General features: G+C 72.0%; 19 protein-coding genes. 15 read left to right on the top strand and 4 right to left on the bottom strand.

Annotation, left to right across the window (positions count from 1 at the left end):
- The first annotated feature begins 68 nt into the window (after positions 1-68).
- From OIE12_RS02785 to OIE12_RS02745, 9 genes are all read left to right on the top strand, one after another.
- Entirely contained in the window at positions 69-893 is an 825-nt protein-coding gene (locus OIE12_RS02785; RefSeq protein WP_329131316.1) for an SDR family NAD(P)-dependent oxidoreductase, read from the top strand.
- The gene (locus tag OIE12_RS02780) at positions 886-1,827 is read left to right on the top strand and encodes an amidohydrolase family protein (RefSeq protein WP_329131314.1); all 942 of its coding nucleotides are present in this window, start codon (positions 886-888) and stop codon (positions 1,825-1,827) included. The genes OIE12_RS02785 and OIE12_RS02780 overlap by 8 nt, the downstream gene beginning before the upstream one ends.
- Positions 1,824-3,197 carry an FAD-binding oxidoreductase gene (locus OIE12_RS02775; protein ID WP_329131312.1) on the top strand — a complete coding sequence of 458 codons (1,374 nt, stop codon included), beginning with the start codon at positions 1,824-1,826 and terminating at the stop codon, positions 3,195-3,197. Before OIE12_RS02780 ends, OIE12_RS02775 begins: the two co-directional genes overlap by 4 nt.
- Positions 3,198-3,382: 185 nt before the next feature.
- Entirely contained in the window at positions 3,383-4,735 is a 1,353-nt protein-coding gene (locus tag OIE12_RS02770) for an FAD-binding oxidoreductase (RefSeq protein WP_329131311.1), read from the top strand.
- A gap of 103 nt (positions 4,736-4,838) precedes the next feature.
- The gene (locus OIE12_RS02765) at positions 4,839-5,861 is read left to right on the top strand and encodes an ABC transporter substrate-binding protein (RefSeq protein ID WP_329131309.1); all 1,023 of its coding nucleotides are present in this window, start codon (positions 4,839-4,841) and stop codon (positions 5,859-5,861) included.
- 19 nt (positions 5,862-5,880) lie between these two features.
- Complete coding sequence (locus OIE12_RS02760) at positions 5,881-6,723, top strand: ABC transporter permease (RefSeq protein WP_329131307.1); 843 nt, start codon at positions 5,881-5,883, stop codon at positions 6,721-6,723.
- A gap of 16 nt (positions 6,724-6,739) precedes the next feature.
- Positions 6,740-7,564, top strand: a complete 825-nt coding sequence (locus tag OIE12_RS02755; protein ID WP_329131305.1) for an ABC transporter permease — start codon at positions 6,740-6,742, stop codon at positions 7,562-7,564.
- Positions 7,561-8,364, top strand: a complete 804-nt coding sequence (locus OIE12_RS02750; RefSeq protein ID WP_329131303.1) for an ABC transporter ATP-binding protein — start codon at positions 7,561-7,563, stop codon at positions 8,362-8,364. Before OIE12_RS02755 ends, OIE12_RS02750 begins: the two co-directional genes overlap by 4 nt.
- Complete coding sequence (locus OIE12_RS02745) at positions 8,361-8,771, top strand: VOC family protein (protein WP_329131301.1); 411 nt, start codon at positions 8,361-8,363, stop codon at positions 8,769-8,771. Before OIE12_RS02750 ends, OIE12_RS02745 begins: the two co-directional genes overlap by 4 nt.
- A 147-nt stretch (positions 8,772-8,918) precedes the next feature.
- On the opposite strand, the gene OIE12_RS02740 is transcribed toward OIE12_RS02745, so the two are convergent.
- Together OIE12_RS02740 and OIE12_RS02735 are read right to left on the bottom strand one after the other, a co-directional pair.
- Positions 8,919-9,698: an SDR family NAD(P)-dependent oxidoreductase gene (locus tag OIE12_RS02740; protein ID WP_329131298.1), complete on the bottom strand. Its 780-nt coding sequence runs from the start codon at positions 9,696-9,698 to the stop codon at positions 8,919-8,921.
- Positions 9,699-9,772: 74 nt separating this feature from the next.
- Positions 9,773-10,534, bottom strand: coding sequence for an SDR family NAD(P)-dependent oxidoreductase (locus OIE12_RS02735; RefSeq protein WP_329131296.1), 762 nt, complete (start codon positions 10,532-10,534; stop codon positions 9,773-9,775).
- Between the two features lie 126 nt (positions 10,535-10,660).
- On the opposite strand from OIE12_RS02735, the gene OIE12_RS02730 reads away from it, so the two are divergent.
- The 6 genes from OIE12_RS02730 to OIE12_RS02705 are packed head-to-tail and all read left to right on the top strand — an operon-like array spanning position 10,661 to position 16,339.
- Complete coding sequence (locus OIE12_RS02730; protein ID WP_329131294.1) at positions 10,661-11,545, top strand: fumarylacetoacetate hydrolase family protein; 885 nt, start codon at positions 10,661-10,663, stop codon at positions 11,543-11,545.
- A gap of 4 nt (positions 11,546-11,549) precedes the next feature.
- Positions 11,550-12,383, top strand: a complete 834-nt coding sequence (locus OIE12_RS02725; RefSeq protein ID WP_329131292.1) for a fumarylacetoacetate hydrolase family protein — start codon at positions 11,550-11,552, stop codon at positions 12,381-12,383.
- A complete protein-coding gene (locus OIE12_RS02720; protein WP_329131289.1) occupies positions 12,380-13,612 on the top strand; it encodes an amidohydrolase family protein in 1,233 nt (410 codons plus the stop codon). The genes OIE12_RS02725 and OIE12_RS02720 overlap by 4 nt, the downstream gene beginning before the upstream one ends.
- On the top strand, positions 13,609-14,970 hold the full coding sequence (locus OIE12_RS02715; RefSeq protein WP_329131287.1) for a carboxylesterase/lipase family protein: 1,362 nt from the start codon (positions 13,609-13,611) through the stop codon (positions 14,968-14,970). Before OIE12_RS02720 ends, OIE12_RS02715 begins: the two co-directional genes overlap by 4 nt.
- A 20-nt stretch (positions 14,971-14,990) precedes the next feature.
- Positions 14,991-15,551, top strand: a complete 561-nt coding sequence (locus tag OIE12_RS02710; RefSeq protein ID WP_329131285.1) for a carboxymuconolactone decarboxylase family protein — start codon at positions 14,991-14,993, stop codon at positions 15,549-15,551.
- Positions 15,548-16,339 carry an SDR family NAD(P)-dependent oxidoreductase gene (locus OIE12_RS02705; RefSeq protein WP_329131281.1) on the top strand — a complete coding sequence of 264 codons (792 nt, stop codon included), beginning with the start codon at positions 15,548-15,550 and terminating at the stop codon, positions 16,337-16,339. Before OIE12_RS02710 ends, OIE12_RS02705 begins: the two co-directional genes overlap by 4 nt.
- 59 nt (positions 16,340-16,398) lie before the next feature.
- On the opposite strand, the gene OIE12_RS02700 is transcribed toward OIE12_RS02705, so the two are convergent.
- Both OIE12_RS02700 and OIE12_RS02695 read right to left on the bottom strand, forming a co-directional pair.
- A complete protein-coding gene (locus OIE12_RS02700) occupies positions 16,399-17,139 on the bottom strand; it encodes a GntR family transcriptional regulator (protein WP_329131278.1) in 741 nt (246 codons plus the stop codon).
- Positions 17,140-17,365: 226 nt separating this feature from the next.
- Entirely contained in the window at positions 17,366-19,408 is a 2,043-nt protein-coding gene (locus tag OIE12_RS02695; RefSeq protein WP_329131276.1) for a hypothetical protein, read from the bottom strand.
- Positions 19,409-19,477 lie beyond the last annotated feature (69 nt).

The raw sequence follows: 19,477 nt of genomic DNA, 5'->3' as shown, positions 1-19,477 counted from the left end.
TTTCTGTCGACACTAGGTGAAACTCCTCGGCAGATTGGAACGCAACACCCGAACCGAGGGAGACAACCGTGACCCACGACGTGCCCCCCGTGCGGTCCGGCCGCCTGGCCGGGCGGACCGCCGTCATCAGCGGCGCCGGCAGCGTCGGTCCCGGCTGGGGCAACGGCCGCGCCACCGCCGTGATCTTCGCCCGCGAGGGCGCCACCGTGTATCTGACCGACCGCGACAAGGACTCCCTGGCGGCCACCGCCGAGCAGATCCGCGAAGAGGGCGGGCAGGCGTACACCCACCTGCTGGACGTGACCGAACCGGACGCCGTCCGCGCCCACTTCGAGGAGGTCGAGAGGGCGGCGGGCCGCATCGACATCCTGGTCAACAACGTCGGCGGCTCCCGCGCCGGGGGAGTGGCCGAACTCTCCCTGGAGGACTGGGAGAGCCAGCTCCGCACCAACCTGACCAGCGCCTTCCTGGCCTGCAAGGAGGTCGTGCCGGTCATGCGGCGCGGCGGTGGGGGCGCGATCGTCAACACCGCCTCCGCCTCCGGGCTGCGCTGGACCGGCGCCGCCCAGGTCGGCTACGCGGCGGCCAAAGCGGCCGTGATCCAGCTCTCCCGGGTCACCGCCGTCCAGTACGCGCCCGACCGCATCCGGGTGAACACCGTCGTCCCCGGCCAGCTGCACACCCCGATGGTCGAGGCACGCCTCGCCCACCAGCGGGCGGGCGGCGACGTGGCGAAGCTGCTCGCCCAGCGGCAGGCCCGGATACCGCTGGGCTTCATGGGCGACGGTCGGGACACGGCGTACGCGGCGCTCTTCCTCGCCTCCGAGGAGGCCCGCTTCGTCACCGGCACCGAGATTGTCGTCGACGGCGGAATGACGGCCCGCTGTGACTGAGCCCGTACTCGACCAGGCCCGCTCGGCGCCCTCACCGGGCTGCCCGCCCCCGCACCCGGCACCGCGCAGCCCCGCCCTCGTCCTGCCGCCCGGCGCCTGCGACGCGCACTGCCACATCCTCGGCCCCGCCGCCGTCTTCCCGTACGCGCCCGAGCGCACCTTCACCCCGCACGACGCCCCCAAGGAGCAGGTCGCCGCGCTCCACGCGCACCTGGGCCTGTCCCGTGCCGTGGTCGTGCAGTCGTCCTGCAACGGCTCCGACCACCGGGTGCTGCTCGACGCCCTGGCCGCCGGCGCGGGCCGGCTGCGCGGGGTCGCCCTGATCGGCGAGAGGACCACCCGGGAGGAGATCGAGGAGCTGCACCGCGCGGGTGTGCGCGGCTTCCGGCTCAACTTCCTGCCGCATCTGCGCACCGCGCCCACCCGCGCCGAGATCGACTCCGTGCTGGAGCGCGTCGACGGCCTCGACTGGGTCACCGAACTTCACGTCACCGGGACCGAGGTCGCCGACCACGAGGCCCTCATCCGCTCCCTGCCCGGCCGCGTGGTGATCGACCACCTCGCCCGCGTCAACCTCGCCGACGGCCCCCGCGGCCCCGCCCTGCGCAGCCTGCGCGCCCTGCTCGACACCGGCGACGTCTGGCTCAAGGTGAGCGGCGTGGACCGGGTCTCGCGCCAGGGCCCGCCCTACCCGGACGCCGTCGCGCTGGCCGCCTCCTTCGTGGCGCAGGCACCCGAGCGCGTGGTGTGGGGCACCGACTACCCGCACGTCAACATCGAGGGCGCCGCCCCCGACGACGGACTCCTCGTCGACCTGCTCGCCGACATCGCCCCCGGCCCCGACCTCTTGCGCCGACTCCTGGTCGACAACCCCGCCCACCTCTTCGACTTCCCGCCGCTCCCGGCGGCCGGCCCAGCGACGGAGCAGCCATGACCGACTTCGACGGCACCTTCCTCGCCCGGGGCGCCCACGGCTACGAGGCGGCCCGGCTCGGCGCCGTGTGGAACGAGCGCAAGCCCGACCGCCACCCCGACGCCCTCCTGCTCGCCGCTTCCGACCGTGACGTCCAGGAGGGGGTGCGCTGGGCCGCCGCGCGCGGGCTGCGGGTCTCCGTCCGCTCTGGCGGGCACAGCTGGATCGGCAACGGGGTGCGCGACGGCGGCCTCCTCATCGACCTCTCCGCCCTGGACGAGGTCACCGTCGACGCCCCCAACCGCCGGGCCACCGTCCGCCCCGCCGTCCAGGGCACCCGTCTCAACGCCCTGCTCGGCGCCGAGGGCCTGGTCTTCCCCAGCGGCCACTGTCCCTCTGTGGGCGTGGGCGGCTTCCTGCTCGGTGGCGGCTACGGCTGGAACTCCCGCCGGCTCGGCCCCGCCTGCTTCAGCGTGGAGGCCGTCGACGCCGTCCTCGCCGACGGCACTCTCGTGCACGCCACCGACGAGACCCACCCGGACCTGATGTGGGCGGTGCGCGGCTCGGGACCCGGCTTCTTCGCTGTCGTCACCCGCTTCCATCTGCGGGTGCACCCGGCCTATACGCAGCTCCTGCGCAGTGCCTACGTCTTCTCGTCCGAACTGCGCGACGAGGTGCTGGCCTGGACCCACGACACCGTGCCGGGCATCTCCGCCTCGCTGGAGCTGTCGGCCAAGGTCGGCTTCACACCGGGGCAGGAACGGCAGGTCACGACGGTCACCGCGGCGGCCTTCTGCACCCCGGACGAGGGACCCGCCATGCTGGAACCGCTGGAGAAGGCACCCTTCCTGCATCACGCCCTGCGCCGGGTCGAACGCGCGCCCTCCACCCTGGACGACCTGTACGCCCTCTCCGACGGGCTCACCCCCAAGGGCAGGCGGTACGCGGTCGACGGCGTGTGGACCGACGCCCCCGCGGACCAGGTGCTCGACGCCGGCCGCGAGGTCCTGGACGGGCTGCCGGGCCGGGACAGCTTCCTGCTCTGGATGCTCTGGGGCGGACAGCCCACCCGGGAGAACGCCTGCTGGTCCACCCAGGCACGGCTGTACTTCTCGCCCAACGCCGTCTGGGACGACCCCGCCGACGACCTGCGCCACGAGAGCTGGGCGCACGAGACGCTGCGGGCCCTGGACCCGCTCGCCCACGGCACCCAGTTCGCCGACGCCAACCCGGCCGACCGGCCCGCCCGCGGACTGGAGCCGGAGCAGGCCGCACGCCTGGAGCGGCTGCGGCGCCGGTACGACCCGGAGGGGCGCTTTCGCACCTATCTCTCCCCGGCGGAGTCCACGACGGCGCTCGCCGCGCAAAGGCGCGCCCGCGCAGACGCCTAGTGTCGACAGATAAGCGAAACTAGGCCGTCGCGGACCCTTGACCCCCATTTTGTGTCGACAGTAACGTCGAGAGCATCTGCACCACTCAAGGAGTCACCTTGTCCCCCTCGTTCCCGATGTCCCCGCCCCCGTCGCTCCCGTCGCGCCCGTCGGTGAAGGCGTCCGACATCCATCCTGCCCCGGACATGCGCGGAACCGTCATCCGTCGTGGCGATGCGAGCTATGAGGAAGCCCGCCTCGACGCGGTGTGGAACGCGCGCAAGCCGGACCGTTTCCCCGACGTCATCGTCCTCGCCGAGGACGAGCAGGACGTCGTCCGGGCGGTGCGCCTGGCCCGCGCCGAAGGACTGCCGGTCTCCATCCGCTCCGGCGGCCACAGCTGGGTCGGCAACGGCGTACGGGACGGCGGTGTACTGGTCGACCTCTCCCGGCTGCGGGAGATCACCGTCGACGCCGGGGCCCGCACCGCCACCGTGCAGCCGGCCGCCAAGGGCCCGGCCGTCCAGGAGGCGCTCGCCGGGCACGGGCTGTTCTTCCCCACCGGGCACGCCCCGACCGTCGGCATCGGCGGCTTCATCCTCGGCGGCGGCTACGGCTGGAACTCCCGCCACCTCGGCCCGGCCTGCCTGAGCATCCGGGCGATCGATGTCGTCCTCGCCGACGGCACCCTCGTGCACGCCACCGACGAGACCCACCCGGATCTGATGTGGGCGGCCCGCGGCAGCGGCCCCGGCTTCTTCGGCATCGTGACCCGCTTCCACCTGGACGTGTACGACCGCCCCACGACGATCGTCCGCACGGTCCACAGCTACCCCCTCGACCTGCGCGACGAGGTCCTCGCCTGGTCCTACGACCTCCTCGACCAGCTGCCCACCACCGTGGAGTTCTCCGCCAAGATCGGCTTCACCCCCGGCCTGGACACCCGCACCGTCTCCCTGACCGCCACCGCCTTCTGCACCCCCGAACACGGACCCGAGGCGCTCGCACCCCTGGAACAGGCACCCTTCCGCGACCGGGCGCTGCGCGCGGTCGTCGGCCAGGAGACCACCATCGAGGAGCTGTACGACATCGCGGACCGCCTCAACCCCGAGGGCCTGCGCTGGGCCGTGGACGGCATCTGGGCCGAGGGGCCCGCCGAGGAACTCCTCACCGCCGCCGCCCCCGTCCTGGACACCATCCCCGACGGCACCAGCTTCGTGCTGTGGATGCTGTGGGGCCACTACCCGCCTCGCCCGAACGCCTGCTGGTCCGCCCAGGCCAGGGCCTACCTCTCGCCCAACGCCGGCTGGCACGACCCGGAGGCCGACCTCGCGCACGAGAACTGGGTGCACGGCTCCCTGGCCGCCGTGCAGCACTTGTCCAAGGGACTCCAGTTCTCGGACAACAACGTCGCCGACCGCTTCGACCTCGGCCTCAGCGCCGAGAACGCCGAACGCCTGGAGAAGATCCGCGGCGTCCACGACCCCGACGGCCTCTTCCGCACCTACATGGCCCCGGCCGAGTCCACCACGGCCTACGCCGTCTCCCGGCGCCCCTGAGACCTCCCACCGCCCGTAACGAACCCCGGGCAGCTCCCCCCACCCGACAACGCGCCACCCCTCTCCGCAGAGCCGCACCAGTGTTGCAAAGGAGCACACCCTCATGCCCCTCCTGCCGAAGCGCACGAGAAGCCGAAGCCCGTGGAGCCGCCTCCCGGTCGTCCTCGTGACGCTCGCCGTCGCCGCCCCGGTCGCCGCCTGCGGCTCCGGCGCCTCCTCCACCAGCGCGTCCAGCGACGGCACCCCGAAGATCACCGTGCTGCGCTCCAACGGCGCGCTCTTCGAGCCGCTGTACATCGCCCAGCAGCAGGGCTACTTCAAGGACGCCGGCCTCGACGTCACCATCAGGGCCGGCGCCCAGGACACCTCGCAGAACGCGCCCTCCGTCCTCAACGGCGAGGCCCAGTTCGCCATGACCGACAGCTCCGGCTTCCTCAAGGGCGCCGCGAAGAACATGCCGATCCGCATCGCCACCGGACTGGTCAACTCCACCGACAAGACCGACCCCACCGACGGCCTGCTGGTCAAGAAGGGCAGTTCCCTCAAGACCTTCGCCGACCTGGAGGGCAAGACCGTGGGCCTGTCCGCTCTCGGCGGCACCAGCCAGTTCATCGTCGAGTACCTCGTCGAGAAGGACGGCGGCGACCCCAGCAAGATCAAGTTCGTGGCCCTGCCCACCACCTCTCTCACCGACGCCGCCAAGAGTGGCAAGACCGACGCCGTCTTCTCCTTCGGCGCCTTCTACGCCGCCGCCCGCAAGGCCGGACTCCAGACCATCGGCAACGGCATGAACGACCTGCCCGGTATCACCCAGGGCGTGCTGTTCTCCACCGAGAAGTACCTCTCCGCCAACACGGAGACCGCCGAGAAGTTCACCGGTGCCGTCGCCAAGGCCATCACCTACGCCAACAAGCACCCCGACGCCGTCCGGGCGATCGACAAGAAGTACACCCAGCTCTCCGACGACTACATCGACAGCGCGCAGGTCTCCCTCTACGACGAGACCATCGACACCACCGTCATGCGCACCGTCATCACCAAGATGCACGAGTACGGCCTGCTCAGCAGCGCGCCGAAGGACGACGCCATCTACTGGGACAAGGCCCCGACCGTCACCGGCGGCTGACGACAGCAGAGGTAACACCATGGCCATCTCCACAACGGGCCGGCGTCCGGCCCCCGGCCGGGCGCGACCCCTCCGTCGCGCCCGGCCCGGGGGCCCCGGGCGGCGCGGGCTCCTCCTGCTCCAGCTCTCCGCCGTCGTGGCCGTCCTCGTCCTCTGGGCGGCCGGCGCGGCGGCCGGCTTCGTCAGCTCCACGGCACTGCCCGGACCCGCGGCGGTGGCCCGGGCGTTCCCCGAACTGCTCGGCAGCGGCACCTACTGGCAGGCGGTGGGCGACACCCTGAACGGGGCCGTCACCGGCTGCGTCCTGGCCGTCGTGATCGGGGTTCCCCTCGGCCTGGTGACCGGGACGTACGCCGCCGCCGAACAGTCCTCCCGGCTGCTCGTGGACGTGCTGCGCTCGTTCCCCGTCATCGCGCTGCTGCCGGTGTTCCTGCTGGTGCAGGGCTCGACACCGGCGATGAAGACCACCGTCGTCCTCCTCGCCTGCGTCTTCCCCGTCTTCCTCCAGGCCCAGTACGGCGCCCGGTCGGTGACCCCGATGATCGCCGAGACCGTGCACGGCTACCGGATCCCGAAGCTGCTGCGCTTCCGCAGGGTGATCCTGCCCAGTGCCACCCCCTCGATCATGACCGGGCTGCGGCTCGCGGCGACCACGTCCGTGCTCGTCGCCATCGGCGTCGAGGTGCTCACCACCCTGCCCGGCATCGGCCACGAGGTCGTGGGCGCGCAGCAGGGTGGGGCGTCGGCGCAGGCGTACGCCTACATCCTCACCGCGGGTGCGATCGGCTACGCGATCAACCTGCTGTCCCAGACCGCCGAACGGCGGCTGCTGCGCTGGCGGCCGCCCACGCACACCGAATGAGGCGGGGAGAGCCACCATGTCCCTGAAACCCCCGGGCACCTTCTGGACGTCCGCGCTCAAGCAGCTCTGGCTGCCCGTCCTGTGCGTCGCCGTCCTGCTGGTCGCCACCGCGGGCAGCACCAGCTTCTACTTCCCGCCGGCGACCGACGTCCTCGCCACCCTGTGGCGCGAACTCGCGCACGACGGGCTGGTGGACGACCTGCTGTTCTCCCTGCGCAACATCGTGGCCGGCCTCGCCGCCGCCACCGTCGTCGGGGTCGGCGCCGGACTCGTCATCGGCGAGACGAAGCTGCTGCGGCAGGCGACCGCCCCGCTGCTCGACTTCGCCCGCGCCACCCCGACGGTGGCCTTCGTGCCCGTCATCATCCTCACCCTCGGCATCGGCTCGGGCCCCAAGATCTTCCTGATCGCGCTGGGCTCCGTCTGGCCGATCCTGCTCAACACCATCAGCGGCGTGCACGGCATCAACCCGGCCGTCCACGAGAGCGCCCGCAGCTACCGCATCCCGCTGCGGCTGCGCCTGACCAAGGTCGTCCTGCCCGGGGCGCTGCCGCAGATCTTCGCCGGCATCCGCGTCGCGCTGTCGATCGCGGTGGTCCTCATGGTCGTCAGCGAGATCTACGGCTCGCCCATCGGCCTCGGCAACTTCATCCTCCAGTCCGGCTCCAGCTTCGCGGTCCCCGAGACCTGGGCCGGCACCGTTCTCATCGGCATCCTCGGCTACGGCCTGAGCGTGCTCCTTCTCGTGGCCGAGTACGCGCTGCTCGGCTGGTACCACCAGCGTCCGCCCCGCACCCGGCGGACCAAGCCCACGCCGTCCCGGAACGAGGTCGCATCGTGAACACACGCGGATCCAGCCTGGTCGTGGAGGACGTCAGCAAGACGTTCGGCCACGGCGCGGACGAGCACCGGGTGATCGAGGGGCTGTCGCTGCGGGTCGACCCCGGCGAGTTCGTCTGCGTCGTCGGCCCCTCCGGCGCGGGCAAGACCACCCTGCTGCGCTGTCTGTCCGGACTGACCGGGCCCACCTCGGGCACGGTCCGCTACGGCGACCGTCCGGTCAGCAAGCCGGTCGCCGACATCGCGGTGGTCTTCCAGGACTACCGCGGCTCCCTGCTGCCGTGGATGCGGGTACGGGACAACGTGGCCTTCCCGCTGGAGGGCATGGGCGTCAAGCGCGCCGCCCGCACCGCCCGCGCGGAGGAGTGCCTGGCCGCCGTCGGACTGGCCGGCGTCGGCGACAAGTACCCCTGGCAGCTCTCGGGCGGCATGCAGCAGCGGGTCGCCATCGCGCGCGGCCTCGCCTACGAGGCCCCCGTCCTGCTGATGGACGAACCCTTCGGCTCCGTGGACGCCCAGTCCCGGTTCGACCTGGAGGACCTCACGCTGTCGCTGCGTGCCAAGCTCGGCATCACCGTCATCGTCGTCACCCACGACATCGACGAGGCCGTCTACCTCGGCGACCGCGTCGTCGTCCTCGGCGGCTGGCCCACCACCGTCGTCGACAACCTCACCGTCGACCTGGGCGCCGACCGCGACCAGCTCACCACCCGTGCCGACCCCCGCTTCACCGACCTGCGCACGCGCGTCCTGACCCTGATCCGCGGCGAGCGGACGGACGCGGCGGTGTCCCCCCGATGACGACACGCTTCGACCACGTCGGCATCTCGGTCCCGGACCTGGAGGCCGCGACCGCCTGGTACCGCACGGCACTCGGTCTGACCGCCGCCCCGGTGTTCCGCATCCCCGATACCAACCTGCGCGGAGTGATGCTCCTGCACGAGAGCGGCTACCGCATAGAACTCCTCCACCGCCCCACCTCCCACCCCGGCCCCACCCCCGCCACCGCCCTGGAAGCCGCCAACACCCAGGGCTACGGCCACATCTGCCTGTGCGTGGACAACGTGGACGAGGAATACGCCCGCCTGGTGGCGGCGGGCGCCGGCATCAGCATGCCCCCCACTGCCGCTCCCCGCCCAGGCGCTCGGATGGCCTTCGTCAAGGACCCCTACGGCAACCTCATAGAACTGCTGGACCGCGCCCCCTAAGGGGCGCGGGGAACTGCGCGACCAGCCACACACAACCCGCACACGAAAACTCCGCCCCTTCCACCCCCCACGGGGTAGAAGGGGCGGAGCCCCTTAAGGACGGGAAGGGTAAGGGCGGCGGGGGCGAAAACCCCACCGCCCACCCCCCTACGCCCCGATCATGTTGTAACCCCCGTCCGCGATCAGGAACCCCCCGGTAATGTGCTGCGCATCCTCCGTCGCGAGGAACAACGCCGCCCCCGCCAGCTCCTCCGGCCCAGGAATCCGCCCCATCGGCGTCATCTCCCGCAACCGGTCCCCCCGCCCACCCTTCCAGTCCGCCCGCCCCAACGTCGCCGGCGTCTCGATGAACCCCGGCGCGAACACATTCACCCGCACCGCCGGCGCGAACGCGTGCGCGTAGGACTTGGTGAGCCCGATGATCCCGTACTTCGCGGCGGCGTACTGCGGCGCCCGCGCACTGCCCCGCGCCACCACCGTCGACCCGATGTTGACGATCGCCCCGCCGCCCTCCTGCTCCAGCATCCGCGCACCGAACTCGTGCGTGCACAGCAGCGTGCCCTTCACGTCGACGGCGAGGACGTGGTCGATGGACTCCTCGGTGATGTCCCGCCAGGACATCTGCTCGCGGGCCACGTCGCCGACGTTGTTGACCGCGACGTCCAGCCGGCCGAAGTGACCCCAGATCTCGTCGGCGAGGCGCGTGATCTGTGCGTGCTCGGCGATGTCGGCCTGGACGACGAGCGCCTTGCGGCCCAGCGCGGTGACGCGCTCGGCCGTGGCGTCGGCGCCCGCGCGGGAGGACCGGTAGTGGACGGCGACGTCGGCGCCCTCCTGGGCGGCGCGCACGGCTATCTCGGCACCGAACCCGGTACCGGCACCGGTGACCAGCACGGTCTTACCGGCGAATCGCTGGTGGAAGGTCATGAGAACTCCGTTCTTCGACAAGGCGTTGAAAGGTGTGGACGGCCCGAACGGGACGGCCCGAACGGCCCGGCCCGTCATACGAGGGTGCGCCCGCCGTCCGCGTACAGCACCTGACCGGTCACGAACGCGGACTCGGCGGAGGCGAGGAAGAGAGCCGGCCCGACCAGGTCCTCGGGGGTGCCGAGGCGCCCGGCCGGGACGAGCTCCTCCAGGGAGGCGCGCATCCCGGGGCGGGCCAGGTAGCCGCGGGTGAGGTCGGTCTCGGTGTAGCCGGGGGCGATGGCGTTGACGGTGACGCCGTGCGGCGCCCACTCGCGGGCCATCACCCGCAGAAGCTGGTTGATGCCACCCTTGGTGGCGGCGTACGGCGCGTGGTGGCGGTGGGCGAGCAGGCCCGACACAGAGGAGAGGTAGACGATCCGGCCGTGCCCGGCGGGCACCATCAGGGCGCCCACCGCCCGGCCCAGCCAGAAGCCGCTGCTCAGGTTGAGCGCGACGATCCGCTCCCACACCTCGTCGGGTGTCTCCAGTACGGGCCTGCGGTCGTTGGTGCCGACGGCGTGCACGAACACGTCGATCCCGCCGAGCCGTTCGGCGGCCCCGGCCACGGCCTCCCGGCAGGCGTCCGCCGAGGTCACATCGGCCGTCAGACCGGTGACCGCGCCGGAGGTGCCGTCGACCCGTTCGCGCGCGAGCTTGTCCAGTTGCCCGGTGTCGCGGTCCAGGACCACCACGTCGGCGCCGGCCTCGGCCAGGGCCGTGGTCACGGCGCCGCCGATGCCTCCGGCACCGGCGACGAGCGCGCGGGTGCCGGTGAAGTTCCACATCGTCCTCATGCCGGGGACGGTAGTCGACACCGAAGCAAGGTGTCCACACTTCGCGGACTGTTGACGCGAACAGCGGCTTCATGCAGGCTGAGTGTCGACAGTTATTAGTTGACCGGTGAGGCCATGGAGGTTCTGATGAAACTGGTGACGTTCGACGCGGGCCCCGAGACGGGACTCGTGGGCCGTCTGGACGGCGACACGGTCGTCGGACTCGACGTCCCGACGACCCGGGAGTTCTTCGCCCGGGACGGCCAAGTCGCCGAAACGGGGCGGACGTTCCCGCTCTCCGGGGTCCGGCTGCGCGCGCCGATCGTGCCGAAGAAGTTCTTCCACACGGCCGGCAACTTCCGCGAGCACCACGAGGACCTGGAACGCGTCGACTGGTCGCACCCGGTCAACAAGGGCATCGTGTTCTTCCAGAACGTGGACGCGGTCATCGGCCCCGACGAGGACATCGTCTACCCGGCCAACCTGACCCGCGAGCTGGACTACGAGCTCGAACTCGCCGTCGTCCTCGGCAAACCGGGCAAGTTCTTCACCGCCGAGCAGGCCGCCGAGCACATCGCCGGCTACCTGGTCTTCAACGACATCACCGCGCGCGACATCCAGCGCAAGGAGATGGAGTCCGGCGTCTTCTCCTTCTCCAAGGCCATCGACACCTTCTGTCCGATCGGCCCGTACATCGTCACCGCCGACGAGATCGACGACCCGCACGACCTGGACATGGAGCTGCGGGTCAACGGCGACGTACGGCAGAAGTCGAACACCTCGCGCATGTCGGTGTCGATCCCGCAGCTGGTCGCCTACCACTCCCCGCAGACCTACAGCGCGGGTGACCTCATCACCACCGGCACCATCGCGGGCGTCGCCGCGAGCACCGAGGACCCGTTCGCCCACTACCTCAAGCCCGGCGACGTCGTCGAGGCGGAGATCGAGCACCTGGGCGTGCTCCGCAACCGGGTCGTGAGCTGGCAGGACGCCTACGGCACCCCGGAGCCGCCCGCCGGCCAGTGGGCGTGACGGCATGCGCATCGCCAACCTCGCGGGCCGCAGCGTCCTGCTGACCGGTGACGGCGCCGTGGACGTGGCCACCGGCGGCTTCGACGCCGACCCGGCCGCGCTCTTCGGCCAGTGGGACGCCCTGCGCGACTGGTCCGCCGGGGTGGACCCGTCGGCGGCCGTGCCGTACAAGGAGTCCGACCTCCTCGCCCCCGTGCCCGAGCCCCGCCAGATCTTCGCCGTCGCCCTCAACTACCGCCCCCACACCGCCGAGGCGGGCTACGAGGAACCGGCCGAACCGCTGGTGTTCACCAAGTTCCCGAGCTGCCTGACCGGGCCGTACACGACCATCGACGTACCGCCCGGCCATGTCGACTGGGAGCTGGAGACGGTCGCCGTCATCGGCCACGAGGCCTACCGGGTCCCCGAGGAACACGGCTGGGACCCCGTCGTCGCGGTGACCGTGGGACAGGACCTCTCCGAGCGGATCACCCAGCTCGCCGGCCGCCCCGCCCAGTTCTCGCTCGGCAAGTCCTTCCCCGGCTTCGGCCCGGTCGGCCCCGCCCTGGTCAGCACCGACGAGCTCGCCGACCGGGACGACCTGGAGCTGACCTGCGAGCTGAACGGGGAGACCGTCCAGCACGACCGCACCTCGAACATGATCTTCCCGGTGCCCCGGCTCGTCGCCCACCTCAGCGCGATCTGCCCGCTGCGGCCCGGCGACCTGATCTTCACCGGCACCCCCGCGGGCGTCGGCAACCGACGCACCCCACAACGCTTCATAGGTCCCGGTGACACCCTGGTGAGCAGGATCGGGGGCCTGGGCGAGATGCGGCACACCTTCAGGAGCGCACCATGAGCAATTCCGGCGGAGCGACCGTCTTCACCGACGTCCGGGTCTTCGACGGCACCGGACGCGACCCCTACCCCGCCGAGGTCCTCGTCGAGGGCAATCGCATCACCGCGGTGGCCCCGCAGGTCCCGGCCGCCCGGCGGTCCGGCGCCCGGGTGATCGACGGGGGCGGCGGCACCCTGATCCCCGGCCTGATCGACTCCCACACCCACCTCGGCTTCGGCTCCACCACCGAACACCTCTCGCGGCGCCGCGACGAGTCGGACGAGGAGAAGGCACTGCTCGTCGCGCACGCCGGCCGGGTCCTCCTCGACCAGGGCTTCACCAGCGCCTACTCCGGCGGCAACCGGCTGCCGCGCACCGAGGTCGCCGCCCGCAAGGCCTTCGCCGAGGGCTGGATGCCCGGACCGCGCTTCAAGGCCGCCTCCTGGGAGGGCACCGCCGGCATGCGCGAGCCGGGCGTCTACGACTTCCCGGGCATCGACGGCCGGGCCTCCGACCCCGGCTCGGTGAGCCGCTTCGTCGGGGAGATGGCCGACGTCGGCGTCGACATCGTCAAGCTGTCGCTGTCCGGCGAGAGCGCGGTCGTCCAGGGCACCTCGCGGATCGTGCAGTTCACCGAGGAGGAGGTCGCCGCCGCGGCGGCCACCGCCAGGGAACGCGGGGTGTGGCTCACCGCCCACGCCCACGCCGCCGAGTCGGTCAAGATGGCCGTACGGCACGGCATCCGCGCCGTCTACCACTGCACCTTCGCCGACGAGGAGGCCCTCGACCTGCTTCAGGAGGCCCGCGACCGGTTGTTCGTCGCCCCCACCCCCGGCATCATTCACGCCAACCTGCACGAGGCCGACAGCGAGCCCGAGCCCGGCATGGAGGTCGAGGCCACCGCCAAGGCGGTCAAGGAGGTCGTCCCGGAACTCGTCCGGCGCGGCATCCGCGTCGTCACCGGCGGCGACTACGGCTTCGCCTGGAACCCCGTCGGCCGCAACGCCCGCGACCTGGAACTCTTCGTCGACTGGTTCGGCTTCACCCCCGCCGAGGCGCTGCGCGCCGCCACCCAGTACGGCGGCCAGGTGATGGACATGGGCGACGAACTCGGCCAGGTCAGGGAGGGGTACCTCGCCGACCTCGTGCTCGTCGACGGTGACCCGCTGGACGACATCCGCATCCTCCAGGACCGCGACCGGCTCGCGGCCATCATGAAGGACGGCCGGCTGCACAAGGCTCCCGCGTGAGCGCCCCACGGGCCCGGACCGTGGGCGGGCGGCTCGTGGGGGAGTGGGACGGCCCCGTCGCCGTCTTCCGCGGCATCCCCTTCGCCGCGCCCCCGGTCGGCGACCTGCGCTGGCGCCCGCCCCGCCCGGCCGCGCCCTGGGACGGCGAGCGACGTGCGCACGACTTCGGCCCCGCGCCCCTCCAGCCGCAGCCCCCGACCGACTCGGTCATGTACCACACCAACTTCGCCGACCGGCGTGCCCTGGTGATGAGCGAGGACTGCCTCTACCTGAACGTGTGGACACCCGAGCCCGCGCCGGGCACCGGACTGCCGGTCATGGTGTGGATACACGGCGGCGGCAACCGCTACGGACACGGCTCCCAGGACATCCACGACGGCCGCGCCCTGGCCGGACGGGGCCTGGTCGTCGTCACCCTCAACCACCGGCTCGGCGCCCTCGGCTTCCTCGCCCACCCAGAACTGGCCGCCGAGGACGACCTCGGGGCGTCCGGCAACTACGGACTGCTCGACCTCCTCGCCGCCCTGACCTGGGTGCGCGAGAACGCCGCGGCCTTCGGCGGCGATCCCGACCGGATCACCCTCGCGGGCAACTCCGCCGGAGCCGCCCACCTCTGCCACCTCATGGCGGCACCGGCGGCCCGCGGTCACTTCCACGCCGCCCTCGGCCAGAGCGCCTCGGGTGTCGGCCGCGCGGAGGGGCCCCTGCCGAGCCAGGAGGAGGCACAGAAACGGGGGCTCGCGTACGCCGACGAGTTCGGCGGGCGGGACATCGGCGCGCTGCGCCGGGTCTCCGGCGTCGAGCTGATCGTGCGCGGTCACTTCGGACCGGTCGTCGACGGCCGGGTCCTCACCGCACCGACCGACGATGTGTTCGCCGCCGGCCGCCAGCACCCCGTCCCGCTGCTGCTCGGCACCAACACCGACGAGGGCACCGTCTACGCCCGCCCCGGCGAGGACCCCGCCGCCGTCGGCGACGCCCGGTTCACCGGCCCGGTGTGGCAGTGGGCCCGCACCCACCGCGCCACCTGCGGCGCACCCGTGTGGATGTACCGCTTCGACCACCGGCCCCCGCTGCCACCCGGCCTGCCCGACCTCGGCGTCCACCACACCGCGGAACTGCCCTACGTCTTCGACAACCTGGCGCAGCGCCCCACCTGGGGCTGGCAGGACACCGACCGGCACCTGGCCACGGTCATGGCCGACGCCTGGGCGCGCTTCGTCACCACGGGTGACCCGGGCGGCGGGGGACTGCCGCCATGGCCCCACTTCACCGGCCCGGACACCACCCCCGCGATGGTCTTCGGTGACACCGTGCGCCGGGCCGAACTGCGGGCCCCCGCCGCCCCCACTTCCTGACGAACCAGAAAGGACCACCCGTGGCACGACTGACGGGTACCGACGGAGCCGGGGAGGTCGCGGAGCGCATCCGCGCACGGCGCGGCGGCACCCTGCGCCCCCTGGACCGCATGCTCCTGCACAGCCCCCCGCTCGCCGACGGCTGGAACAGCCTGCTCGGCGCGATCCGGCAGCGCACCGCCCTCCCCGCCGACCTCCGCGAACTGGTGATCCTGCGGATCGCCGTGCTCAACCGGGCCGACTACGAATGGGTCGCCCACGAGGCCGAGGCCCGCGCCGCGGGGCTCGGCCCGGCCCAGCTCGACGCACTCCGCGACGAGCACGCCGACGCCCACCCCGCCCTGGACGAGCGGCAGCGCCGCACCCTCGCCTACACCGACGCCATGACCCGTCACGTGCACGTCCCCGACGAGGTCTTCGACGCCCTGCACGACCACTTCACCCCGGCCGAACTCGTGGAACTCACCGCCACCGTCGCCGCGTACAGCATGGTGTCCCGGTTCCTGGTCGCCCTGCGGGTGGAACTGCCCACGCCGGCCGCCACCGGCACCCCCGACACCGCACACCGGAGGACGACATGAGCACCACCGACACCCGCACCGGACGGCTCACCGGCAAGGTGGCACTGGTCACCGGAGCCGGGGCCGGCATCGGCCAGGGCTGCGCGCTGCTCTTCGCCGAGCAGGGCGCGACCGTGCTCGGCTGCGACATCGACGTGGTGGCGGCCGAACGCACCCGCAAGCTCGCCGCCGAGCGGGGCCTGAACCTCGACGTGGTGGCCCCGCTCGACATGACCGACCCCACCGACGCCCGTCGCTTCGCCGACCTGGCCCAGGAACGGTACGGCCGGGTCGACGCGCTGGTGACCGCGGGCGCCGTCGCCCCGCACATGGCCACCGCCGCCGAGATGGACTTCCACCAGGAGTGGACCCCGACCATGCGGGGCGAGATCGACGTCGTCTTCCTGCCCGTCCAGGCCGCCTGGCCGCACCTGGCGGCCTCCGGCGGCGGCTCGATCGTCAACTTCGCCTCCGTCAACGCCTTCCGGGGCAGCGGCAACTTCGGCATGGTCGCGCACTGCGCGGGCAAGGCCGCGGTGCTCGGGCTCACCCGGCAGCTCGCGGTGGAGGGCGGCCCGCAGGGCATCCGGGCCAACACCATCTCGCCCGGCATGGTCCGCACCCCCGCCACCGAGTCGGCCGGCGCCCACCAGGGCGCCACCCAGCGCGCCCTGCTCGACCGCATCCCGCTGGGCCGCGTCGGCCGCCCCGAGGACATCGCCTGGTGTGCGGTCTACCTGGTCTCGGACGAGGCCACCTGGGTCACCGGCGGCAACTTCCCCGTCGATGGCGGAGTGCTGGCCAAGTAGGCCCGGAAGAAAGGCGGTTGGCCCGGGCGTCGCACCGACGCCCGGGCCAACCGCCACGTTCACGCATCGCTACGCCGCCGCCGCGCGGTTTTGCGGACGGTTCCGGTGTCCTGCGCGATCTGCTCCTCCACCGCGCGCAGCGCCCGGACGGTCGCGCCGGCGATCAGTGCGGAGGCCAGCTCCCCGTCCCGCTCCTCGCACGCCTGGATCAGCCGCTCCTGGTCGTCGACGCTGTAGGCGAGGCGGCCGGGGCGGGTCAGGCTCAGGTGCCGCAGCATCAGCGTGCGCAGCGCGAGGGAGTCCAGGATCTGCTTCAGGGTGCCGTTGCCGACGATCTCCGTCATCCGCTCCTGGAGCTGCACATGGCCCCAGAAGTACGCGTCCACGTCCCCGGCGTCGGCCAGTTCCCGCATCTTCTCCACGCGCATGCGCAGTTCGGCCAGTTCGGCGTCGCCGGCCCGCTGGACCAGCAGCCCGGCCAGCATCGACAGCAGGTTCCGGCGCACCTGGTAGGTGTCGCGGATGTCGGCGAGCGAGGGGGCGGCGACGCGCGGCCGGCGCCGGGCCTTCATCTCGACCAGGCCCTCCTGCTCGAGCAGCATCAGCGCCTCGCGCACGGGGGTGCGGCTGGTGTCGAACCGGCGCGACAGCTCGACGCTGTTGAGGTCCTGTCCCGGCTCCAGCCGGCCCTCGATGATGCCGGCCGCGACCCACCCCGCGATCTGCGCGACCAGCGGCTCGCGCCGGTCCTTCAGCCGCAGCAGCCGCTCCAGCACCAGGTCCATGTCCTGACCGGCCATGTGCCGTGTCCCCCTGATCGGTCGCTCGCTCCGAGCGGTTGGTGGGCAGGTCGGTTGGTGGAGTCGTCGGCCCGCATCCGGACCTCACAGGTTCCCCAACGGTGTCGACACTATCGTATGCCCACAGGGCTCAGCGCCGGAATCGGACCGCCGCTGTCGACAGCTCGCGCACAAGCCCGGCCCCCGGGACGGCATCGCGTCCCGGGGGCCGAAGCTCATCCGCGGATCATGCCACGCTGAGCGTGAGCGCGCCGGTGTACGTCGTACCCGGCTTGATCTCGGTGGCGGTGCCGTCGACCGTCAGCCGCACCTTACGGCCGCGCGGCCCCCGGACGGACGCCGTGTCGGCCAGGGTGAGCGAGCTGAGGTACGAGGTGCCGGTCACCGTCCAGGTGGAACGGCTGCCCAGGGTCACGACGACGCCGTTGTTGACGACCGCGCCCGGGGTGTTGGTGACCTCGCTGATCTCCCGGTACTCCGCCATGGTGATCGTGGAGACACGGTGCTTGGCGGTGCTGGCGGAGATGACGCCCGTGACGGTGGAGCGGGTGAAGTCCAGGACCAGGTTCTGGCCCTGGAGGCTCGCGTTGCCGCCGCCGAGGACGGAGTTGTAGAAGTCGCCGGACAGGTCGATGTCCGTGAACGAGGCGGTGGCGTCGGTGGCCTGGGCGGTGGTGGTGTCCCAGGTCGACGACTTGACGGCGGAGCCGGTGGGCTCGGTGTAGGTGCCGAGCATCTCGGTCTTCCACGGCTTGCCCGTGACCGTGACGCTGCTGGGCCGGTCGGTGTCCATCAGCTGGAAGATGACGCCGTTGCCGGGGTTGAGGCGGGCGCCGCCCGAGCCGTCGACGGTGACCGCCGCCGCGACCGCCTTGCACATGAAGGTGGTCTCGCCGGTGTTGACCTGCGTGCCGCCGTCGATGGCGACCGAGCCGGCGGCGTACCACAGGACCATGAACCGTCCGGCGTCGATCTTTGTCGACTTCACCGGCAGACCGCGCAACTCGCTCTTGGTGAGGCCCAGTTCGAGGGACTCGTTGAGCGCGGCGACGGCCTCGCGGGTGCTGTCGCCGTAGTGCGCCGAGGCGCCCCAGTGGATCAGGGCGTAGTCGCCGACGTCGTAGGTGCAGCCGAGGAAGTGCTCGGTCACACCGCCGATGGCGTAGGAACCGTAGCCCTCGCCACCGGTGTTGGCGATCCGGGTGTTGATCGCGGTGAGCGTGCAGTTGCTGCCGCCGTCGACCGAGAGGGCACCCCACTTCTCCGAGGAGACCGAGGAGTTGATGTACGTCGCCCGGGTGCTCGCGCCGAGCAGGTTGGTGGCGCGGACGTTGCCGGAGATGCCCAGCATCCACGGCACGGTGATCATGTACCGGGTGTCGCCGGAGCCGGTGTCCGGGTACTCGTCGGGCACGTGGTCGCCGTCGGCGCAGTGGATCGTGGAGTTCTTGACGATCACGTTGGCGGTGGCGTCGGCGATGACCGCGGTGCGCACCACGCCCTGGTTCTTGATGACGGCACCGTCCAGGACGAGGGTGGTGCCCTCTCCGGTGCCGACGACCGAGGCGCCGTAGCCGATGAAGTCGCAGCGGCCGTTGCCGTCGAAGGCGATCCTCGGCCGCTTCAGCTCGTAGGTGGCGCCGCCGGTGACGTAGACGCCGTTGAAGGACTCCCCGTCGGACAGCAGGGTGATGTCGTGGGCGCCGGTGTGGGCCACGCTGCCGCCGCGCACGTCGGACGGGACGGACTTGCTCTCGTCGACGCCGTTCGCGTCGACGTAGACGGCCTGCCGGAAGGGGAACGTCATGTCGCTGTACTCGACGTCGTTCGCCACCGCGACCGTCAGGATCACCTTGCCGCGGTAGGTGCCGGCGGCGATGGCGGTGGCCAGTCCGCCGTAACCGTCGGTGAGTTCGCTCAGCCGGGCCCCCGTCTCGGTGCCGTTGACGGTGAGGGTGAGGCGGTGGCCGTCGGGTGCGGCGATGACGCCGCCCTCGGCGATGGTGAGGGTGGTGACCGTGGTGGTTTTGGTGAGTTCGAGGGTTTCCCCGGACTTCACCGTGAGGGTCCTGCCACCGGCCCCGCCACTCCCGCCGCTCGCGCCCTTGTGCCCGGACTGGGCGGCGGCCGGGGTGACCAGCGCGGGCGCCGTCGCCAGACCGGCGACCGCGACCAGCAGCGCCCGGGACCTGGCCCGGTAGGTGACCTCGTGGTTCCACAAGGTTGTGCCGGCAGGACGGTCGGTGTCCGTGCGGCTCGTACGTACCACTGTGAACTCCCTTGTTCTCCAGCCCGTTCGGGCATGACCGACCGACACCGCGCGGTGGGGGACGACGGG

This window comes from Streptomyces sp. NBC_00670, assembly GCF_036226765.1.
Taxonomy (GTDB): domain Bacteria; phylum Actinomycetota; class Actinomycetes; order Streptomycetales; family Streptomycetaceae; genus Streptomyces.
The sequence above is the reverse complement of the archived record's forward strand: the minus strand, read 5'-3'. Positions and strand labels throughout refer to the sequence as shown.

What these genes read in the sequence shown, in the direction of transcription:
- OIE12_RS02725 (WP_329131292.1), top strand. Translation starts at nt 11,550, where the DNA reads ATGCGCATCGCCAACCTCGCGGGCCGCAGCGTCCTGCTGACCGGTGAC.
- OIE12_RS02705 (WP_329131281.1), top strand. Translation starts at nt 15,548, where the DNA reads ATGAGCACCACCGACACCCGCACCGGACGGCTCACCGGCAAGGTGGCA.
- OIE12_RS02700 (WP_329131278.1), bottom strand. Translation starts at nt 17,139, where the DNA reads ATGGCCGGTCAGGACATGGACCTGGTGCTGGAGCGGCTGCTGCGGCTG.
- OIE12_RS02740 (WP_329131298.1), bottom strand. Translation starts at nt 9,698, where the DNA reads ATGACCTTCCACCAGCGATTCGCCGGTAAGACCGTGCTGGTCACCGGT.
- OIE12_RS02735 (WP_329131296.1), bottom strand. Translation starts at nt 10,534, where the DNA reads ATGAGGACGATGTGGAACTTCACCGGCACCCGCGCGCTCGTCGCCGGT.
- OIE12_RS02755 (WP_329131305.1), top strand. Translation starts at nt 6,740, where the DNA reads ATGTCCCTGAAACCCCCGGGCACCTTCTGGACGTCCGCGCTCAAGCAG.
- OIE12_RS02775 (WP_329131312.1), top strand. Translation starts at nt 1,824, where the DNA reads ATGACCGACTTCGACGGCACCTTCCTCGCCCGGGGCGCCCACGGCTAC.
- OIE12_RS02745 (WP_329131301.1), top strand. Translation starts at nt 8,361, where the DNA reads ATGACGACACGCTTCGACCACGTCGGCATCTCGGTCCCGGACCTGGAG.
- OIE12_RS02765 (WP_329131309.1), top strand. Translation starts at nt 4,839, where the DNA reads ATGCCCCTCCTGCCGAAGCGCACGAGAAGCCGAAGCCCGTGGAGCCGC.
- OIE12_RS02720 (WP_329131289.1), top strand. Translation starts at nt 12,380, where the DNA reads ATGAGCAATTCCGGCGGAGCGACCGTCTTCACCGACGTCCGGGTCTTC.
- OIE12_RS02760 (WP_329131307.1), top strand. Translation starts at nt 5,881, where the DNA reads ATGGCCATCTCCACAACGGGCCGGCGTCCGGCCCCCGGCCGGGCGCGA.
- OIE12_RS02770 (WP_329131311.1), top strand. Translation starts at nt 3,383, where the DNA reads ATGCGCGGAACCGTCATCCGTCGTGGCGATGCGAGCTATGAGGAAGCC.
- OIE12_RS02730 (WP_329131294.1), top strand. Translation starts at nt 10,661, where the DNA reads ATGAAACTGGTGACGTTCGACGCGGGCCCCGAGACGGGACTCGTGGGC.